Origin of the sequence: Arthrobacter sp., from assembly GCF_031988865.1 — a bacterium.
In the GTDB taxonomy this organism is placed as follows: domain Bacteria; phylum Actinomycetota; class Actinomycetes; order Actinomycetales; family Micrococcaceae; genus Arthrobacter_B.
The window spans coordinates 1-15454 of the sequence record NZ_DALZXY010000081.1 but is presented as its reverse complement, the minus strand read 5'-3'; the positions used below and the strand labels follow the sequence as shown (position 1 = coordinate 15454).

Annotated in this window: 14 protein-coding genes; 5 read left to right on the top strand and 9 right to left on the bottom strand. The window is 66.2% G+C overall.

Features of this window, described 5'->3' with window-relative positions:
* Positions 1 to 36: 36 nt before the first annotated feature.
* A complete protein-coding gene (locus tag RTN46_RS13465) occupies positions 37 to 1494 on the bottom strand; it encodes an MDR family MFS transporter (RefSeq protein ID WP_312182109.1) in 1458 nt (485 codons plus the stop codon).
* An 80-nt stretch (positions 1495 to 1574) separates the two neighbouring features.
* Here RTN46_RS13465 and RTN46_RS13460 point away from each other — a divergent pair, with 80 nt between their 5' ends.
* On the top strand, positions 1575 to 2237 hold the full coding sequence (locus tag RTN46_RS13460; protein WP_312182108.1) for a TetR family transcriptional regulator: 663 nt from the start codon (positions 1575 to 1577) through the stop codon (positions 2235 to 2237).
* Between the two features lie 14 nt (positions 2238 to 2251).
* Here the strand turns inward: RTN46_RS13460 and RTN46_RS13455 are convergent, their stop codons facing one another.
* Together RTN46_RS13455 and RTN46_RS13450 are read right to left on the bottom strand one after the other, a co-directional pair.
* Positions 2252 to 4015, bottom strand: a complete 1764-nt coding sequence (locus tag RTN46_RS13455) for an FAD-dependent oxidoreductase (protein ID WP_312182107.1) — start codon at positions 4013 to 4015, stop codon at positions 2252 to 2254.
* A gap of 170 nt (positions 4016 to 4185) precedes the next feature.
* Positions 4186 to 5079 carry a rhodanese-related sulfurtransferase gene (locus RTN46_RS13450; RefSeq protein ID WP_312182106.1) on the bottom strand — a complete coding sequence of 298 codons (894 nt, stop codon included), beginning with the start codon at positions 5077 to 5079 and terminating at the stop codon, positions 4186 to 4188.
* An 82-nt stretch (positions 5080 to 5161) separates the two neighbouring features.
* Between RTN46_RS13450 and RTN46_RS13445 the strand changes: the two genes are divergently transcribed.
* Both RTN46_RS13445 and RTN46_RS13440 read left to right on the top strand, forming a co-directional pair.
* Complete coding sequence (locus tag RTN46_RS13445) at positions 5162 to 5812, top strand: GNAT family N-acetyltransferase (protein ID WP_312182104.1); 651 nt, start codon at positions 5162 to 5164, stop codon at positions 5810 to 5812.
* A 72-nt stretch (positions 5813 to 5884) separates the two neighbouring features.
* The gene (locus RTN46_RS13440; RefSeq protein WP_312182102.1) at positions 5885 to 8263 is read left to right on the top strand and encodes a DEAD/DEAH box helicase; all 2379 of its coding nucleotides are present in this window, start codon (positions 5885 to 5887) and stop codon (positions 8261 to 8263) included.
* Positions 8264 to 8351: 88 nt separating this feature from the next.
* Here the strand turns inward: RTN46_RS13440 and RTN46_RS13435 are convergent, their stop codons facing one another.
* From RTN46_RS13435 to RTN46_RS13420, 4 genes are all read right to left on the bottom strand, one after another.
* Positions 8352 to 8717, bottom strand: a complete 366-nt coding sequence (locus RTN46_RS13435) for an Rv3654c family TadE-like protein (protein ID WP_312182100.1) — start codon at positions 8715 to 8717, stop codon at positions 8352 to 8354.
* 55 nt (positions 8718 to 8772) lie between these two features.
* Positions 8773 to 9093, bottom strand: a complete 321-nt coding sequence (locus RTN46_RS13430) for a TadE family type IV pilus minor pilin (protein ID WP_312182098.1) — start codon at positions 9091 to 9093, stop codon at positions 8773 to 8775.
* Between the two features lie 95 nt (positions 9094 to 9188).
* Positions 9189 to 9614, bottom strand: coding sequence for a DUF4244 domain-containing protein (locus RTN46_RS13425; protein ID WP_312182096.1), 426 nt, complete (start codon positions 9612 to 9614; stop codon positions 9189 to 9191).
* Between the two features lie 270 nt (positions 9615 to 9884).
* Positions 9885 to 10913 (bottom strand): Lrp/AsnC ligand binding domain-containing protein, encoded by a 1029-nt coding sequence (locus RTN46_RS13420; protein ID WP_312182111.1) that lies wholly within the window; start codon positions 10911 to 10913, stop codon positions 9885 to 9887.
* A gap of 162 nt (positions 10914 to 11075) precedes the next feature.
* On the opposite strand from RTN46_RS13420, the gene RTN46_RS13415 reads away from it, so the two are divergent.
* Positions 11076 to 12581 (top strand): AbgT family transporter, encoded by a 1506-nt coding sequence (locus RTN46_RS13415; RefSeq protein ID WP_312182094.1) that lies wholly within the window; start codon positions 11076 to 11078, stop codon positions 12579 to 12581.
* Between the two features lie 44 nt (positions 12582 to 12625).
* Positions 12626 to 13792 (top strand): M20 family metallopeptidase, encoded by a 1167-nt coding sequence (locus tag RTN46_RS13410; protein ID WP_312182092.1) that lies wholly within the window; start codon positions 12626 to 12628, stop codon positions 13790 to 13792.
* A 144-nt stretch (positions 13793 to 13936) separates the two neighbouring features.
* Here the strand turns inward: RTN46_RS13410 and RTN46_RS13405 are convergent, their stop codons facing one another.
* Together RTN46_RS13405 and RTN46_RS13400 are read right to left on the bottom strand one after the other, a co-directional pair.
* Positions 13937 to 14560 carry a type II secretion system F family protein gene (locus RTN46_RS13405; RefSeq protein ID WP_312182091.1) on the bottom strand — a complete coding sequence of 208 codons (624 nt, stop codon included), beginning with the start codon at positions 14558 to 14560 and terminating at the stop codon, positions 13937 to 13939.
* 10 nt (positions 14561 to 14570) lie between these two features.
* A partial coding sequence (locus tag RTN46_RS13400) for a hypothetical protein (protein WP_312182090.1) occupies positions 14571 to 15454 on the bottom strand: 884 nt, incomplete at its 5' end.

Genomic DNA, 15454 nt, shown 5'->3' with positions numbered 1-15454 from the left:
CCTGCGGGCCGTCCTTCCCTGCGGTCCGGACAGTGGTTAGTGCTGCTTCGAGACCTTAATGAACGGTGCGAGCACTAGGCCGATGGTGGCCAGGATGGCGCCGATCAGGAAGGACACATGCGCTCCGGAGAACAGAGCCGTCGCCAGGTCCGATCCGGCCTCGAGCTTTCCGGCCGACAGCAGGGACATAACGGTCACGAAGATGGTCGTTCCGATGGCACCGCCCAGCTGCTGGCCGGTGTTGAAGATGGCAGATCCGTGGCCATAGAGGCGCGGTTCGAGGGAAGCCATGGCGGAAGCGAGCAGCCCGGTCATCAGCATGGCCAGGCCAATGCTGAAAACAACATGGCTGACCATGAACATCCACAGTTCGGTATCCGTATCTACCGTGACGAAAAGCCACTGGCCCAGCGCCAGCATGGCAGCACCGGGAATCAGGACTGGCCGGGGGCCGAAGCGGTCGTAGACCCGGCCGAAAATCGGAGCGACGACAGCCTGCACCAGGCCGCCGGGCAGAAGCATCAGTCCAATGCTCAGGGTGCTCAGGCCGTTGCCGGTCTGAAGAATAATCGGCAGCAGGACGACGGTTCCGAGCAGGGTGCCCATGGCGATCATGATCATCATCACGCTGAACGTGAACGTGCGGTTCTTGAACGGGGTGAGGTTCAGGAGCTCCCGGCCCGTGCGGGTCAGGCGGATCTGCCGCCGGACGAACAGGGCAAGTCCGCCCAGGCCAACCACGAAGGAGGCGATGGTCAGCAGCATATTCTCGCTTGCATGCTCCACGCTGGAAATACCGTAGACGAGGAAGCCGAAGGCAATCGCGGAGAGAATCACGGAGAGTACGTCCACCGGGATTTTGCGGGTGCTGGACGGGATCTTAATGAAGATGATGCCGACCACCATGATGAGCACGGCAAGCGGGGCCATCATCACGAAGATGTAGTGCCAGCTGAAGGAGTTCACGATCGCACCGGACACGGTCGGCCCGATGGCCGGCCCCACGGAGATCACGATCGAGTTCAGCCCCATGATGGCTCCACGTTTCCGCACGGGAACCAGTGTCAGCGTGGTGGTCATCAGCAGGGGCAGGACGATGGCGGTGCCGACGGCCTGGATAATCCGGGCGATCAGCAGGAAAACGAAGCTCGGCGCGAAAATCGCAATGAGGGTGCCCGCCAGGAAGCTGAGCAGCGCGAAGACGAACAGGCTGCGCGTGGTGAACCGCTGCAGCAGGAACCCTGTGGTGGGGATGACGATGGACATGCTCAGCAGGAAGCCGGTGGTCAGCCACTGGCCCGCAGCTGCTGAGACGTCCAGGTCCACCATGATTGAAGGCAGCGCGACGGTCAGGACAGTTTCATTCAGGATCATCAGGAAGGCCGCCAGGGCCAGCGCTCCGATGATTCCCGTCAACTGCCGGTTGGATACCGCGGGCGCCGCGGCGGCAGGTGGCCGCTCTGCTGCCGGGGCTTCAGATCTGTTGGAACTCAAATGCTTCCTCTTCCTGGTTAATGTCGAACGGACAAATTCTGTCACACACTGACACCTTTTCCGGTCCAAGGTGGCAGAGTGTGACAGAAATCAACGATCTCTGGGACACTGGAACGGCGGCAGGATCCGGGAGGAAGAACGCAATGGGCATTCGGGAAGAACATAAGGCGGCGACCCGGCGCGAGATCCAGCGGGTGACGCTGGATCTGTTCGAAACCGCCGGGACCGAGGCGACCACCGTGGCACGGATCGCTGAACGCGCCGGCATTTCGGAGCGCACCTTCTTCCGCTACTTCGATTCTAAGGAATCGGCCGCTGTGCCCGGGCAGGGCGAGTTGATCGAGGCCCTGGTGGGCAAGGAGCTGGACCCCTCGCTCTCCTCGGCCCAGATCCTGCGCAAGCTCCTCGACGTCTGCCGGCAGCAGTTCGCCCACGAGGTTGAGCAGCATGAGTTCCTGCGGATCTCCCGTCTGCTGCTGAGGGAGCCCGCACTGCTCCAGATGGTTGCCCGCCAGGAGCTGCACCTGGTATCGGTGCTCAGCGGTTCACTGTCCGAGCGTGGGCTCCTCGACCCGATGCGTGCCCTGCTCGTGGCGGAGCTGATCACCTGCACGTGGCGGGTGGCCTGGCAGTGCTTTGCCCAGGCGGAGGAAACCGGACGCAGCGACCCCGCGGAACTGTTCGAACAGGCAGTTGCCGGCCTGGACGAGATCACCGCGCAGGCCGGCTCCGCCCGGTCCTAGCCCTGGCCCCTAATTCAGGCCACCGCTGCCGCTGGCCTGGCTCCGCTGTCTGTAGCGGCGGCCGCGTGCCGTGCCGCCACGTACCCGAAGACCATCGCCGGGGCAATCGTGGAACCGGCCCCCGGATAGGTCCGGCCCATTACCGAGGCCGTGGTGTTTCCGGCAGCGTAGAGTCCCTGGATCGGCAGGCCGTCCTCCCGCAGCACCCGTGCCTGCGCGTCGGTGAGCAGCCCACCCTTGGTGCCCAGGTCCCCCGGATAGATGCGGATGGCGTAGAAGGGACCTTTTTCCAGGGGGCCAAGGTTGGGATTCGGTTTCACCCGTGGATCGCTGTAGTAGTTGTCATACGCCGTGCCTCCGCGGTTGAAGTCCTCGTCCACCCCACTCCGGGCAAAGCCGTTGAACCGTTCCACGGTCGCTTCCAGCGCTCCGGGCGGCAGGCCCATTTGCTCGGCCAGCCCCGTGAGTGAATCGGCCCGGAGGAGCAGTCCGGCCTGCCGCCACTTCTTCCGCCCGGTCAGCAGGGATGAGTTCAGGTAACGCTGGGTGTGCCGGGCTTCGCTGACCAGCCAGCTGGGAACGGACGGCGCCACCGACTGACGCTCGAGCATGTGGTGGCCGAAGTCCACATAGGACTCCGACTCATTGAGGTAGCGCTGCCCTTTCCCGTCCACCACCAAGGAGAACGGCATGGAGCGCTCAGCCAGGGTGAAGGTGACCCGGCCGTCAGGTCCAACCGTGGAAGGGCCCCACCACGCGTCATCCATCAGCGCCAGCGCTCCGCCGCGGCGTCGGACCAGCTCAATCACGCTGCCCTGATCCCCGTCCGGAGCCGACGAGTACTCACGGTCAAGGCCGTGGTATTTCTGCCGCCAGGCCGCATTGCGGGCAAATCCGCCCGCCCCGAGGATGACACCGGACCGTGCATTGATCCGCACGGTTTTTCCGTCCCGGGTAACGACGCCGCCCAGCACCGTGCCGTCGTCGTCCTGGACCAGGTCCGTGAGCGGCGAGGACAGCCATACGGGTGTCTGCTGATTCCGCACGATGTACATCAGCGAGGACGTCAGCGCCCCGCCCGTGCCGAACAGCCGTTTCCCGCGCAGCAGCCCGCCCAGGGTCCGGAAGACGAAGCGTGCGCCGCGGGCAAAGCCGCTGGGGGTGGACCAGGCACGGGAAATCTCCCACACGTCATCCGTCATGAGCGGCACCGGCAGCCCGCTGGCCTTGGCGCGTCCCTTTTTGAACCAGGGGCCGAGCAGGCGCGTGTCGAAGGGGCGCACTTCCAGGGACCGGCCGATCATCCCGCCGGGACGGTCCGGGTAGTAGTCGGGATAGTCCTTGGACCGCACCCACTGCACGCCGAGGCCGCCCAGGAAGTTGACCAGCTCCGGGACCGTGCGCAGGAACACCTGCTTCCGTTCGCGGGAGGAAGCCGGTCCGACGTCGTCAATGACCTCCTCCATGTACTTCAAGGCCTTGTCCTCGCTGTCGCTGACACCGTCGGCCCGCATCAGGGGATTATTCGGCATCCACAGCCCGCCGCCGGAAATCGACGTCGTTCCGCCCCACAGATCAGTACTTTCAACGATCAGGACGTCCAGTCCCGCATCGGCAGCCGTAATGGCAGCGGTTAGCGCCGCACCGCCGCTGCCCACCACCAAGACGTCGACAATCCGGTCCCAGTTCTGTTCCCTGTCATCGACGGGTGCCGGCATGTCTTTCCGTCCACCCATGGCCCCGCCACCGGTCCCGCCTGATTCCTGCGTGTCATCCATCCCCGTGTACCTTCCCCGAGACTGTCTTGCCGACAGCGGCACGACCGTCGGATGTACGGGCGTGCCGGGATGCTAGCACCGGCGCAGGAATATGGGGATGGGTGGTGCCAGAGTGCCGGAAGACCGAAGTGCCGGGGACCGGCGAGGGTGCCGCGGGAGCACCGCGGGTGCTACGCTGCGCAGCCGCCCGGGCAGCGCAGCGTCTCGGGATCCGAGGCGCACTCCGCGCAGTACAGGGTCAGTTCGCGGCAAGCCAGGTTGGAGCAGTTTTCGAACTTGCTCGTCGGGGCTTCGCAGCGGACGCACTGGCCGATCACGGCGGCGTCGTCCGTGAATTCCATGTGCATGCGCTTGTCGAAAACATAGAGCGATCCCTCCCACAGCCCCTTGTCGCCGTAGGTCTCGCCGTACCGGACAATCCCGCCCTGCATCTGGTACACCTCCTGGAAACCACGGTCCACCATCAGCGCGGACAGCACTTCGCAGCGGACGCCGCCGGTGCAGTACGTGACCACAGGCTTGTCCTTGAGGTCGTCGTACTTCCCGGATTCCAGTTCGCGGATGAAGTCGTGGGTGGTGGAGACGTCCGGGACAACGGCGCCCTTGAACCGGCCAATCTGCGCCTCGAAGGCGTTCCGGCCATCGAAGAAAACGATTTCCTCGCCCTGGGCCTTCTTCTGCTCAACGAGTTCATGCAGTTCCTCGGGGCGCAGGTGCGTTCCGCCGCCAACCACGCCGTTTTCGTCTACCTTGAGCTCCCCCGGGGCTCCGAAGCTGACGATTTCCGAGCGCACCTTCACGCTCAGGCGGGGGAAGTCCTCGGCCGAGCCCTCTGAGTATTTGATGTCCATCTTCTTGAACGCCGGGTACTCGCGGGTGGCCTTGACATAGGCCTTGACGGCGCCGAGCTCACCACCGACGGTTCCGTTGATGCCGTCCTTGGAGACGAGGATGCGTCCGCGCAGGCCAAGTTTCTCGCAGAGCGCGCGCTGCCAGAGGCGGATCGCTTCCGGGTCGGCGAGCGGGGTAAAGGCGTAATAAAGAGCAATTCGGTTCAGAGCCACCTTTAAAGGGTAGACCGGCTGACGAAATCTGATTTTGGGATCAGCCCTGCCGCCGGTCCGGCTCGCAGGCTAATGTTCATTCATGAACGCGTTAACCGACGAGCTCCTCGAAATCTGGGTTACCGGATGGGCCCGCGCCCGCGGATACCAGGTGCGCCATGAGGGTCGGTTTCCGGCGGCCTTCCTGCACGACAAAACCAATGACTGGGAGTACTTCGCCCTCGAACCCTCGCATGACGAGTTTGCGGCCCTGGCCACCTCGGCACGGCAGGGCGCCAGCCGCCTCTTCGCCGTCGTCACGGCACGGGTGGGCGACCTGCATGGGGCCGCGAGTGTCTATGGGCTTTCGGTCCGCTCCGCGGATGAGGTTTTTATGGTCCTGGACATGGAAGGCCAGGACGTTGAGGATCCCATTCCACCGGACGGCTACGACTCCGAAACGCTCCGCTCCGGGGCGGTGGGAACGGTCCTCGTGACGGTGGGGGGCGAACCCGCTGCCCGCGGGCACGTAGCCGTGGTGGACGGCTTTGCCGTGTATGACCAGATCTCCACGGAACCCTCCTTCCGCCGCCGCGGACTGGGCAGTTATGTGATGCGTGCGCTGACTGCGGTGGCCTTGGAGCACGACGCCGAGACCGGGCTGCTGATTTCCCCCGAATCCGGGCTGGAACTGTACCGCTACCTGGGCTGGGAATCGCTGGCCAATGTGATGATGTTCGAGCCGCGGCTGTAACGGGATTTCGCCGCTCGCGGAGGGCCCGGGAGTCTGTGCCGGCCGCGGGGCTACCGGTGGGAGAATAGCCGCGTGGCCTTACATGATTCCCTGATCCCGCTGCTCGGCGGCGGCGCTGACCCGGAGCAGCTGGTCCACGTCCACCAGATCCCTGCCCGGCAGGCCGAGACGGTGCCGTGGCCGGCCTGGGTCCACCCGGATGTGCGGGCAGCGTACGAGCGCCTGGGCGTGCATCAGCCCTGGCGGCACCAGGCCGAGGCGGCGCAGTCCGCCCGCTCGGGAGAGCACACCATCATTTCCACCGGCACGGCGTCGGGAAAGTCCCTGGCCTACCAGCTTCCGGTACTGGATGAGATCCACCGCACTGCCCTGGATGACAGGATCACGCTGGAGCCCACCGGGTCGGTGGCGCTGTACCTCTCCCCCACCAAGGCGCTTGCCGCCGATCAGCTGACGGCCCTGAAATCCCTGCACCTGCCCACGCTGCGGGCGGAAACCTACGACGGCGACACGGACCCAGGTGCCCGCCGCTGGATCCGGGACCATGCCAACCTGGTGCTCGCAAACCCGGACATGCTGCACTTCGGGGTGCTGCCGAACCATGCCTGGTGGGCCCGGTTCTTCCGCCGCCTGAAGTACGTGGTCATTGACGAGGCCCACAGCTATCGCGGGGTCTTCGGCTCCAACGTGGCGAACCTGATGCGCCGGCTGCGGCGCATCTGCGCCTACTATGGCGCGGACCCCGTGTTCATCGGAGCATCGGCCACCTCTGCGGATCCGGCGCAGTCCTTCGGCCGGCTGATTGGCGGGGAGGTCCACGCCTTCACCCGGGATTATTCTCCGCACGGTGCGACGACGGTGGCCCTGTGGGAACCCCAGCTGACCGAGTTGAAGGGCGAGAACGGTGCCCGCGAGCGCCGGACAGTGATCGCCGAAACCTCGGACCTGCTGGCGAACCTGGTCTCCGCCCAGGTCCGCACCATCGCCTTCATCAAGTCCCGGCGCGGCGCGGAGGCGATTGCGACGATTAGCCGGCGCCTGCTGGAAGAGGTGCATCCCTCCCTGCCGGGCAGGGTGGCGGCCTACCGATCGGGGTATCTGCCCGAAGAGCGGCGGGAGCTGGAAAACCAGCTGCGCAGCGGGCAGCTGCTGGGTATTGCCAGCACATCGGCCCTGGAACTGGGTATTGATATTTCAGGGCTCGACGCCGTGCTGGTGGCCGGCTGGCCCGGCACCCGGGCTTCCCTGTTCCAGCAGATCGGCCGTGCCGGCCGCTCCGGGCAGGACGCCCTGGCCGCGTTCGTGGCCAGCGATGACCCGCTCGATACCTACCTGGTGCACCACCCGGAAGCGATCTTCGACATTTCGGTGGAGGCGACGGTCTTCGACCCCTCGAACCCGTATGTCCTCGGCCCGCACCTGTGCGCCGCGGCGGCCGAACTGCCGCTGACCCCGGATGAACGGGAGCTGTTCGGCCCGACCGCGGCCGGGCTGCTGGATTCGCTGGTGGCACAGGGGTACCTGCGGCGCCGCCCGGCGGGCTGGTTCTGGACCCATGCCGAAAGCGCCGCCTCGATGGTGAACCTGCGCGCCAGCGGCGGCGGGCCGATCAATATCGTCGAGTCGGAAACCGGGACCGTGCTGGGCACGATGGACGCCGCGCAGAGCCAGTACCAGGCGCACACCGGCGCCGTCTACGTGCATCAGGGCCAGACCTTCCTGGTGGATGAGCTGAACGAGGCCGACCACTGCGCCATGGTGACCCGAGGCAACCCCGAGTTCTACACCCAGGCGCGGGACATCACGCAGATCGAAGTGATGGAAACCGAACGGTCCGTGCAATGGGGTGAGGTGACGGTCTGCTTCGGCACCGTGAAGGTCACCACCCAGGTGGTCTCCTTCCAGCGCAAGGCCCTGGTCTCGAATGAGATCCTCGGCGAAGAGCCCCTCGAGCTGGAAGCCAAAGAGCTGTTCACCAAGGCCGTCTGGTTCATCATCGACGAGTCGCTGCTCCTCGGAGCAGGTCTGGCGGCAGCTGACTTCCCGGGGTCACTGCACGCTGCCGAGCACGCCTCGATCGGGATGCTGCCATTGGTGGCGACGTCGGACCGCTGGGATATCGGCGGGGTATCCACGGCACTGCACGCGGACACCGGCAAACCGACCATCTTCGTTTACGACGGCCACCCCGGCGGCGCCGGGTTCGCCGAGCGCGCCTACGAGGCGGCGACCGTGTGGCTCACGGCCACCCGGGATGCAATCCGGGCCTGTGAGTGCGACGGCGGCTGCCCCTCCTGCGTGCAGTCCCCCAAGTGCGGCAACAAGAACAACCCTCTGGACAAAAAGGGGGCCGTCACGCTTATCGAGGTGCTGCTGACGAACGCTCCGGACACCGTTCCTTCCCGGACCGGAGATACGCCGGCGCCAGTCGGGACGGCTGCCGGCCGCTAACGGTCCGGACCATGCGCTGCCGGGCAGCGCATCATGAAGCCTGCCAGCGGTGCTCTTTTTAGCGCGGGCCTGGCACCCGTGACAGCGGTCATCCCGGTGGCCCAGCCCTGGCCTTCGCGGACGAATGCCAGGGCAAAAACGCCCCGGAATGCGACCGGACCTCAACTGCGACCGAACGGGTGCTGGGATCCGGAGTGCAAGCTGCAAGTTCAGCTCCGTTGCGGGCCGCAACCTCCCCGGCGACGGTGCAGGGGTCCCCGGAGCGAAGTGCCCGAATGGTGTCCGCTCCGGCGAGCGCTGCCAGATCGGCGGCGGTGCCGGCCCGTGCTGCCGCGACCGTGGCCTGGGCCAAAGCCAGCAGGGCAAGGATGAGGGTAATCGCTGCCAAGCTGATGCCCACGCTGAGGACCGTTCCGGCCCCTTCGTCGCGCTGCACTGGGTCTTGGAGGGCCATGGTTGATTCCTTTCCCGCACCGGAGCAACCGAAGTCCGAGATCCGGCACGCTGTCTTAGCGCGGGTCGTCAGGGAGAGCAGTTGCCTGCGCCGTCAAAGTAATCGGAAGGTGCTCGAGCAAGGGAGCGTTGAGGGTGGACTCAACTCGGACCGTCACCCACTCCCCCTCCGCCCTCAGCTCGAACCCTGCGCGCGGTCCGGCAAGCCGGGCAACGGTCTCGCCAGCAGCGCCGGCCTCCCCTCGCATGATCTGCCGGGCCGCGGCACGGGCAGCTTCTTCCAGCCGCAGCTGCGTGATGCCAGCCGCCGCCCCGGTCAGGAGCCCTGCCAGCAGGACGACCACTGCTGGCAGGGCCACAGCCAACTCGGCAGTCACCGCCCCGCGCTCTCCCGCAGGTGGTCCGGGACTGCGGCCGCGGGCAGGCCGCCGCGCTGCCAACGACTCCCTCCGGCTTCCGCAGAACCGCCGGATCACCCGAAGCTCAGGGCTCCCCGGATGAGGGCCAGCAGCATTTCCCGTACATCGCCGCTGCTCAGCACCGCCACCAGCAGGGCCGCGAACGCCACGGCCGCCAGAGTGGCGATGGCGTATTCGGCTGTCGCCATGCCGGCCTCTCGATCTTCCTGCACGGCAGCGGCCAGGCGTTGCCGCGGACGAAGGGGAATAACCGGGGCGAGCCGTGCCTGTTCCGCCGGCTGCCTGCCGTCCGTTGACCGGGCTTCCCTGGAACCGGTTCCTGTTTTTGCTCGACTGCCGGATCCTGGCGAGGGACGCTTCTCCCCTGCCGAACAGGCGCACCCTGGCTGGGCAGAGCCCAGTTCTGGCACCCCGCAGGAAAGGTCCGGGCCGGAGGGCTTTGCGTGCGGCGGTGCGGGTTCAAACGGCTGGGACAACATGGCTGGCTCCTTTGGTGGATTCTTGTCCTGCGCCGAGACTCTGGAAGCTCTCCGGCATGACATCGATTCTGGAGGTTCCCCGCGTCAGGCAGACTGGTCGGGCCCGTTTACTGGATAACGGTCCGGACCCAGTCGGTTGTGGAGGACAGACGGGTCAGACTGAGGGCAAGAGCTCAAGCTGCGGCTGCCCTGCCTGCCGTCCTCCACTCCTGGAGTCAGCTCGTCCTGGTGTGGCCTTGGCAGCGTTGCTCGCTTACCGGCCTGCTCGGGTCAGCTGGACGGAGTTGGCAGCATCGCCGCTTGGTGGCGCCGGCCGAGCACGAACCCGTCCTCGCGGTCGATCCATTGACGGCGCAGCACCCGCAGCACCATGGACATGTTCAGGCCCGAGACGCCCGGCAGTGCGCCGATGTCGTTCGTGACGAAGTCGGCCAAGGAGTCCTCACCGCTGAACACACCGTGGTAGAACACCGAGGAGGGCCCCGCGGTCATGACCGTGTAGCGGGAGGACTCATGGCTGCCGAGGTAATTGAGCACCGCGGGAATGTGTTGAGGCTGGATTTCCAGGGTGATCAAGGCGGTGAGCGGAAAGCCCAGCAGCGCCGGCTCGATCTCCGCCCGCGGCCTGGCGGTACCCGATTCCAACAGCCCCTGGACCACCCGGTAGGCGCTCGAGGTGCTGATCTCCAGCTCCCGTGCGACCTGCGCAGACGAGACCCTACCGTCCTCCAGGAGCATGGCCAGCGCGCCGTATTCGATCGGCCCAAGATCCGGGGCGGGGCGGGCGGCGGCGTCGGCATCGGGGAGATAATCGGCAAGGGCCGAGAGCTTTTCACGCTGCTCCTCGCGGAGCCGGTGGAGGCGCCAGCCGAAGCCCTCGCGTGCGGCGCGCAGAACCAGATCTGAGCGAATGGAATCGATGCCGGGAATGCTGGGAAGCTGAGTCATCAGCAGGTGATTAACGTCGGTATCCGGCAGCGGGTAGACGGTGCAGTAGAGGTCGGTAAGGCCGGTGGTGAGCATGATGGACTGCACCTCCGGGACCTTCTTCAGTTCCTCGGCCACTGCCAGCGATTTTCCGGGCGTGCACTTGATCCACACCACGTAGGGATTGCCGGAGGTCAAAACCGTCCAGCGGGCAGAGGCGATCATACGCAGCACTCCGCGGTCCTGCAGATTGGCCATCCTGCGGCTGGCGGTACTGGGTTTAAGGCCGATGATCTCGGCGATCACGTTCACCGGCCCCCGTGGAGCGATCTGCAGGGCCGCGACTATGTCGAGGTCGGTGTCGTCGAGCACAAAGACCAAATTTCCTCCTTGGGATAAATCACCACTATAGTCGCTTTCTGTGACAGCAATCACCGCTGGGTGTGGTGTGGATGACTGAAAATATCGATTGGTGGACTTGTGGCGATGGAAGCGGAGACGGAGACTAAAAAGTCCCGTCGTGGAGTTAGTGCCATGTTGAAGTTCATGGACGGCGTGGAACGGGTAGGCAACAAGCTGCCCCATCCATTCTGGCTGTTCATTGGGCTGACGGTGGTACTCGTGTTCGTCAGCGCCGTGTTGTCGGCCTTTGATGTTTCGGCAGTCTCCCCGGCCGACGGCGAAGTCATCGAGGCACGGAACCTGCTCTCGGCCGAGGGCCTTGACTTGATGCTGGGCGGCGTGATCAAGAACTTCATCACCTTCCCGCCCCTGGGACTGATCCTGGTGGTTATGCTCGGTGTCTCCATCGCGGACAAGGGCGGGCTGCTGACTGCGGTCATGCGTTCCATGCTGGCGCGCGTGCCCGCCAAGATGGTGACATTCACCGTGGCGCTTGCCTCGATGTTTGCCCATGTCGCCTCCGATGCGGCATTTGTCGTCATGATTCCGCTGGGAATGATCGCTTTCAGGTCGGTGGGCCGCAGCCCGGTCATCGGCGCGGTCGTCGCCTACGTGGCGGTCGGCGGCGCAGGCAGCGTCAGCCCGATCATCGAGGGATCAGACGCCGTCTACGCCGGGTTGACCACGGCAGCGGCACAGACCATTGATCCCGACTATGTGGTTTCCCCCGTCGCCAACTACTTCTTCGGCGTCGTATCCTCGCTCGTACTCGCCGTGTCCATCACGGTCGTGACCGAATTGATCGTCGCACGCCGGGTCGAGGCCATGAACAAGGTCCTCCCGGATCTGGTGGATCCCACAGACATTCCCGACATGAAGCTCAGCGCCATTGAGCGCAGGGGCGTGCTCCGGGCCGGTATCGCTGCTGCCCTCTTCCTCGGCCTGCTGGTGCTCTCCGTGGTGCCCCAGGCCTCCCCGCTGCGCGGCGAGGGCGGCTCGATCGTGGACTCCCCGCTGATGGACAACGTCGCGGTGTTCCTGATGCTCTTCTTCGCGGTGGTCGGCATTGTCTACGGAACCACTGTGAAGACCATCCGCTCGGCCCGCGATGTGCCGGACATGATGGCCCAGGGCCTGCGCGACCTGGTGCCCGTCATCGTGCTCTTCTTCGCAGTCTCCCAGTTCCTGGGCTACTTCAAGTGGACGAACGTCGGCCAGCTCGTGGCGATTGGCGGCGCCAACGCACTGACCTCCGTGGATGCCCCCGTCATGCTGATCTTCGTCGGCGCGATCCTGCTGATCAGCATCATGAACCTGCTGCTCACCAGCGGCATCGCCATGTGGTCGCTGATCGGACCGGTGTTGGTCCCGATGCTGATGCTGCTGAACATCTATCCGGAAACCACCCAGGCGCTGTTCCGGATCGCTGATGCGCCGACCAACTCGCTCACTCCTATGAGCCCGTACTTCGTGATCGCCCTGGAGTTCATCCGCCGCGTGCGGCCGTCGGCCGGGATCGGCACGCTGATGTCCCTGGTGCTGCCGCTGACGGTGGTCAATCTGGCGGTCTGGACGCTGATGTTCCTGGGCTGGTACGCCCTGGGCATCCCGCTGGGCCCGGGTGCACCGATCCGCTGATGACCGCCCCGACCAGCAACGCAACACTTAGGAAAGAACAAGAAGTGACTAGTGCAGCAGTATCCCTGACAGAGATCCACACTTGGACCAAGACCCACGCCGGGGCCATGGTCGCCGACATCGAGATGCTCGTGAACTACGAGACCCCCAGCCGCGGCCTGGACCTGTTGAACACGGCTGCGGCTGCCATTGAGAATTGGATGCGCGAACGCCTCGGGGAACCCGAATTCGCCGTTCGCCACCAAACCCATGGCTACGGGGACGTGATTGACATGGGGTTCGCCGGCACCGGGGAAACTCCGGTGTTGATGGTGGGCCATTACGACACGGTGTGGCCCGCCGGGACCCTGGCGGGCTGGCCCTTCACAATCCGCGGGGACGGAACCGCAACCGGCCCCGGCGCCTATGACATGAAGGCAGGACTCGTCACCGCCGTGTGGGCGCTGCGTGCGTTGCGCGAGGCGGGCATCCCACACCCGCCCGTGAGGTTCATTTTCAACGGCGATGAGGAAATCGGAAGCCCCGCCTCCCGCCCGGTGATCGAGCAGGCCGCGGCCCGCGCCAAGGCCACCCTTGTGTTGGAGCCCGGGGTCGGCTGGGACGTCAAGACGGAACGTAAGGGTGTGGGCGCCTTCACCGTGTCAGTCACGGGCGTTGAGTCCCATGCCGGCAACGAGCCGTTGGCAGGTGCCAGCGCGATCCACGCTCTGGCGGAACTGATCCCTGTCCTCGTGGAAGCCCAGGACCATGCAGCAGGAACCACCATCAACGTTGGTGTCATAGAGGGTGGCACCACCCGAAACGTGGTGGCTGGCCGGGCGCACTGCGTGGCAGATGTGCGTGCCTCGACGGCGCTCGAGGCGGAGCGGGTGGAGGGCGTGTTCGCGGCCCTTGCCGTAAGGGATCCGCGAATCAGCGTTCAAATCAGCGGGGGGTGGAACCGGCCGCCCATGCAGCTCACCGAGGCCAGCCGCCCGCTCTGGGAAATGGCGCGGGATCTTTCGGGGATGCTGCGTGAACCACTGGCGGGCATCAGCGTGGGCGGCGGAAGCGACGCCAATTTCATTGCGGGCCTGGGCCTGCCTGTGCTCGACGGGCTGGGCGCCAGCGGCGGCGGACCCCATGCCCGCCATGAGCACGTTGTCCTGGCTGACGTTCCCGACCGCGCGGCCCTGGTGGCCGGCGTCCTGCGCCGGCATGTCGGCGCCTAGGGTCACAACTGGCGTCACGGCACTATTGCCTCACCAACGGTGCGGCAATAGTGCCTGTGAGCACGCCGTCGTCGGGCCGGCCGTGTGAACACATAGCTGTCGCGCGCAGCATCTCGGGGAACACTGGGCAGCAGGACAGGCGGGTCAGAGTGCCGGCAGGAGCGCGAGGAGCAGCGGGACCACAGTCAGGCAGATAAAGGCCGGAAGTGCGCACAGACCAAGCGGCAGCACCAGCTGGATGCCAAGGGCTGCGGCCCGGCGTTCAGATTCCCGGGCGCGACGGCGCCGGATCTGCTCTGCCTGGGCGTGTAGGACGGCGGCGGACGGCGCCCCGCTGCTGGCAGCAAAGGCCAGGGCATCGCGGAGCACGCCCGCAGTTCCCCGGACCTCCGTGGGCACGCCGCGCGAGTTGCTGTCCCTGACGTCCAGCGCCAGTTCCCAAGCGGTTTTCCAGTCCGATCCCAATTCCAGGGCGGTCACCACGCGGGCAATGATCCGTCCCAGAACCGGCTCGGCCGACTCACTGAGGATGCGCAGCCCGGTAGGCAGCGGCCGGCCGGACTCGAGCATGGCTGCGGCGAGGTCCAGCAGAAGAGCCGGGTCGCTGACGCCTTTAGCCCCGCCGTTCGAAGTCCCGCCTTGGTTGGGGGTTTCCGCCGGCCGGTTGGCGCCGGAACCGGGACGCTGTCCCGTCCCCGGGTAAGGGAAAGGCCTGTAGAGAATCCAGATGCCGGCGCCAAGTAGCAGCGCGACGGCGGCACCGGTCATGGGCCAGCCCTCATGCCGTCTCCGGCCCGGCCGCCCGGTGAACCAGGATCCCTGTCCATATCCGTGCGGCCAGTGCCAGGCCGGCCCCTGCCCCCGCGGCGCTCCATCCGAAGGGGGTCTGGACGAGCACCGCCAGGGGGTCTGTTCCCAGTGCGTACCCCAGCACCAGTCCCGCTACCGGCAGCCAGGTCAGGACCCGGACGGTCGCTTTGGGACCGGCGAGCGCCGTGGCCCTCGCTGCCCGCGCGTCCAGTACGGCCTCCAGTCCATGGGCATACCGCCCCAATATCCCGGCCAGTGGAGCACCGCTGCGTTCGGACGAATCAACGCACGCTGCGAGGTCGTTCCAGACCATCGCCTCAATGCCGCGGCATTGACGGGCGGCCACCCGCAGCAATGGCACAGGGCTCAGCCCCAGGGCAGCGGCCCGCGCCGCGGACTCGAGGATGGCCGTCGTCCGGCTGCTCCCCTCTGTGCCCACCCCCTGGCCGTTCAAGCGCGCCGCGTCTGTCCACAGCTCGGCCGGTGTCCGGCCTGCCTTCAGCAGCCCTGCCAACTGATGGACCAGCAGCGGCAACCGGTGCAGATCATCCTCCCGGTCCAGCTTCCCAGCGCGGGACCGCCGGGACAGCCGGGACCGCCGGGACAGCCCCGCAGTGTTCAACGGCCCCATTGCTTTTATCTGGCCCACCGCGTTTATTTGGCCCGCCCCGTTTATCTGGCCCGCCGCCTTTATCTGGCCCGCCCCGGCAGCCGGCGGAGCCGGACGCCCGGGCCCCGGCTCCGGCCCAGCGCCGGCGGCTGCCGCCAGGTTCCGCAGGGCATTCCGCCGGCCTCCCAACAGCACCAGCCAGGCAGCGCCGAGAAGGATGCCGACCATTCCGCCGGTCATCC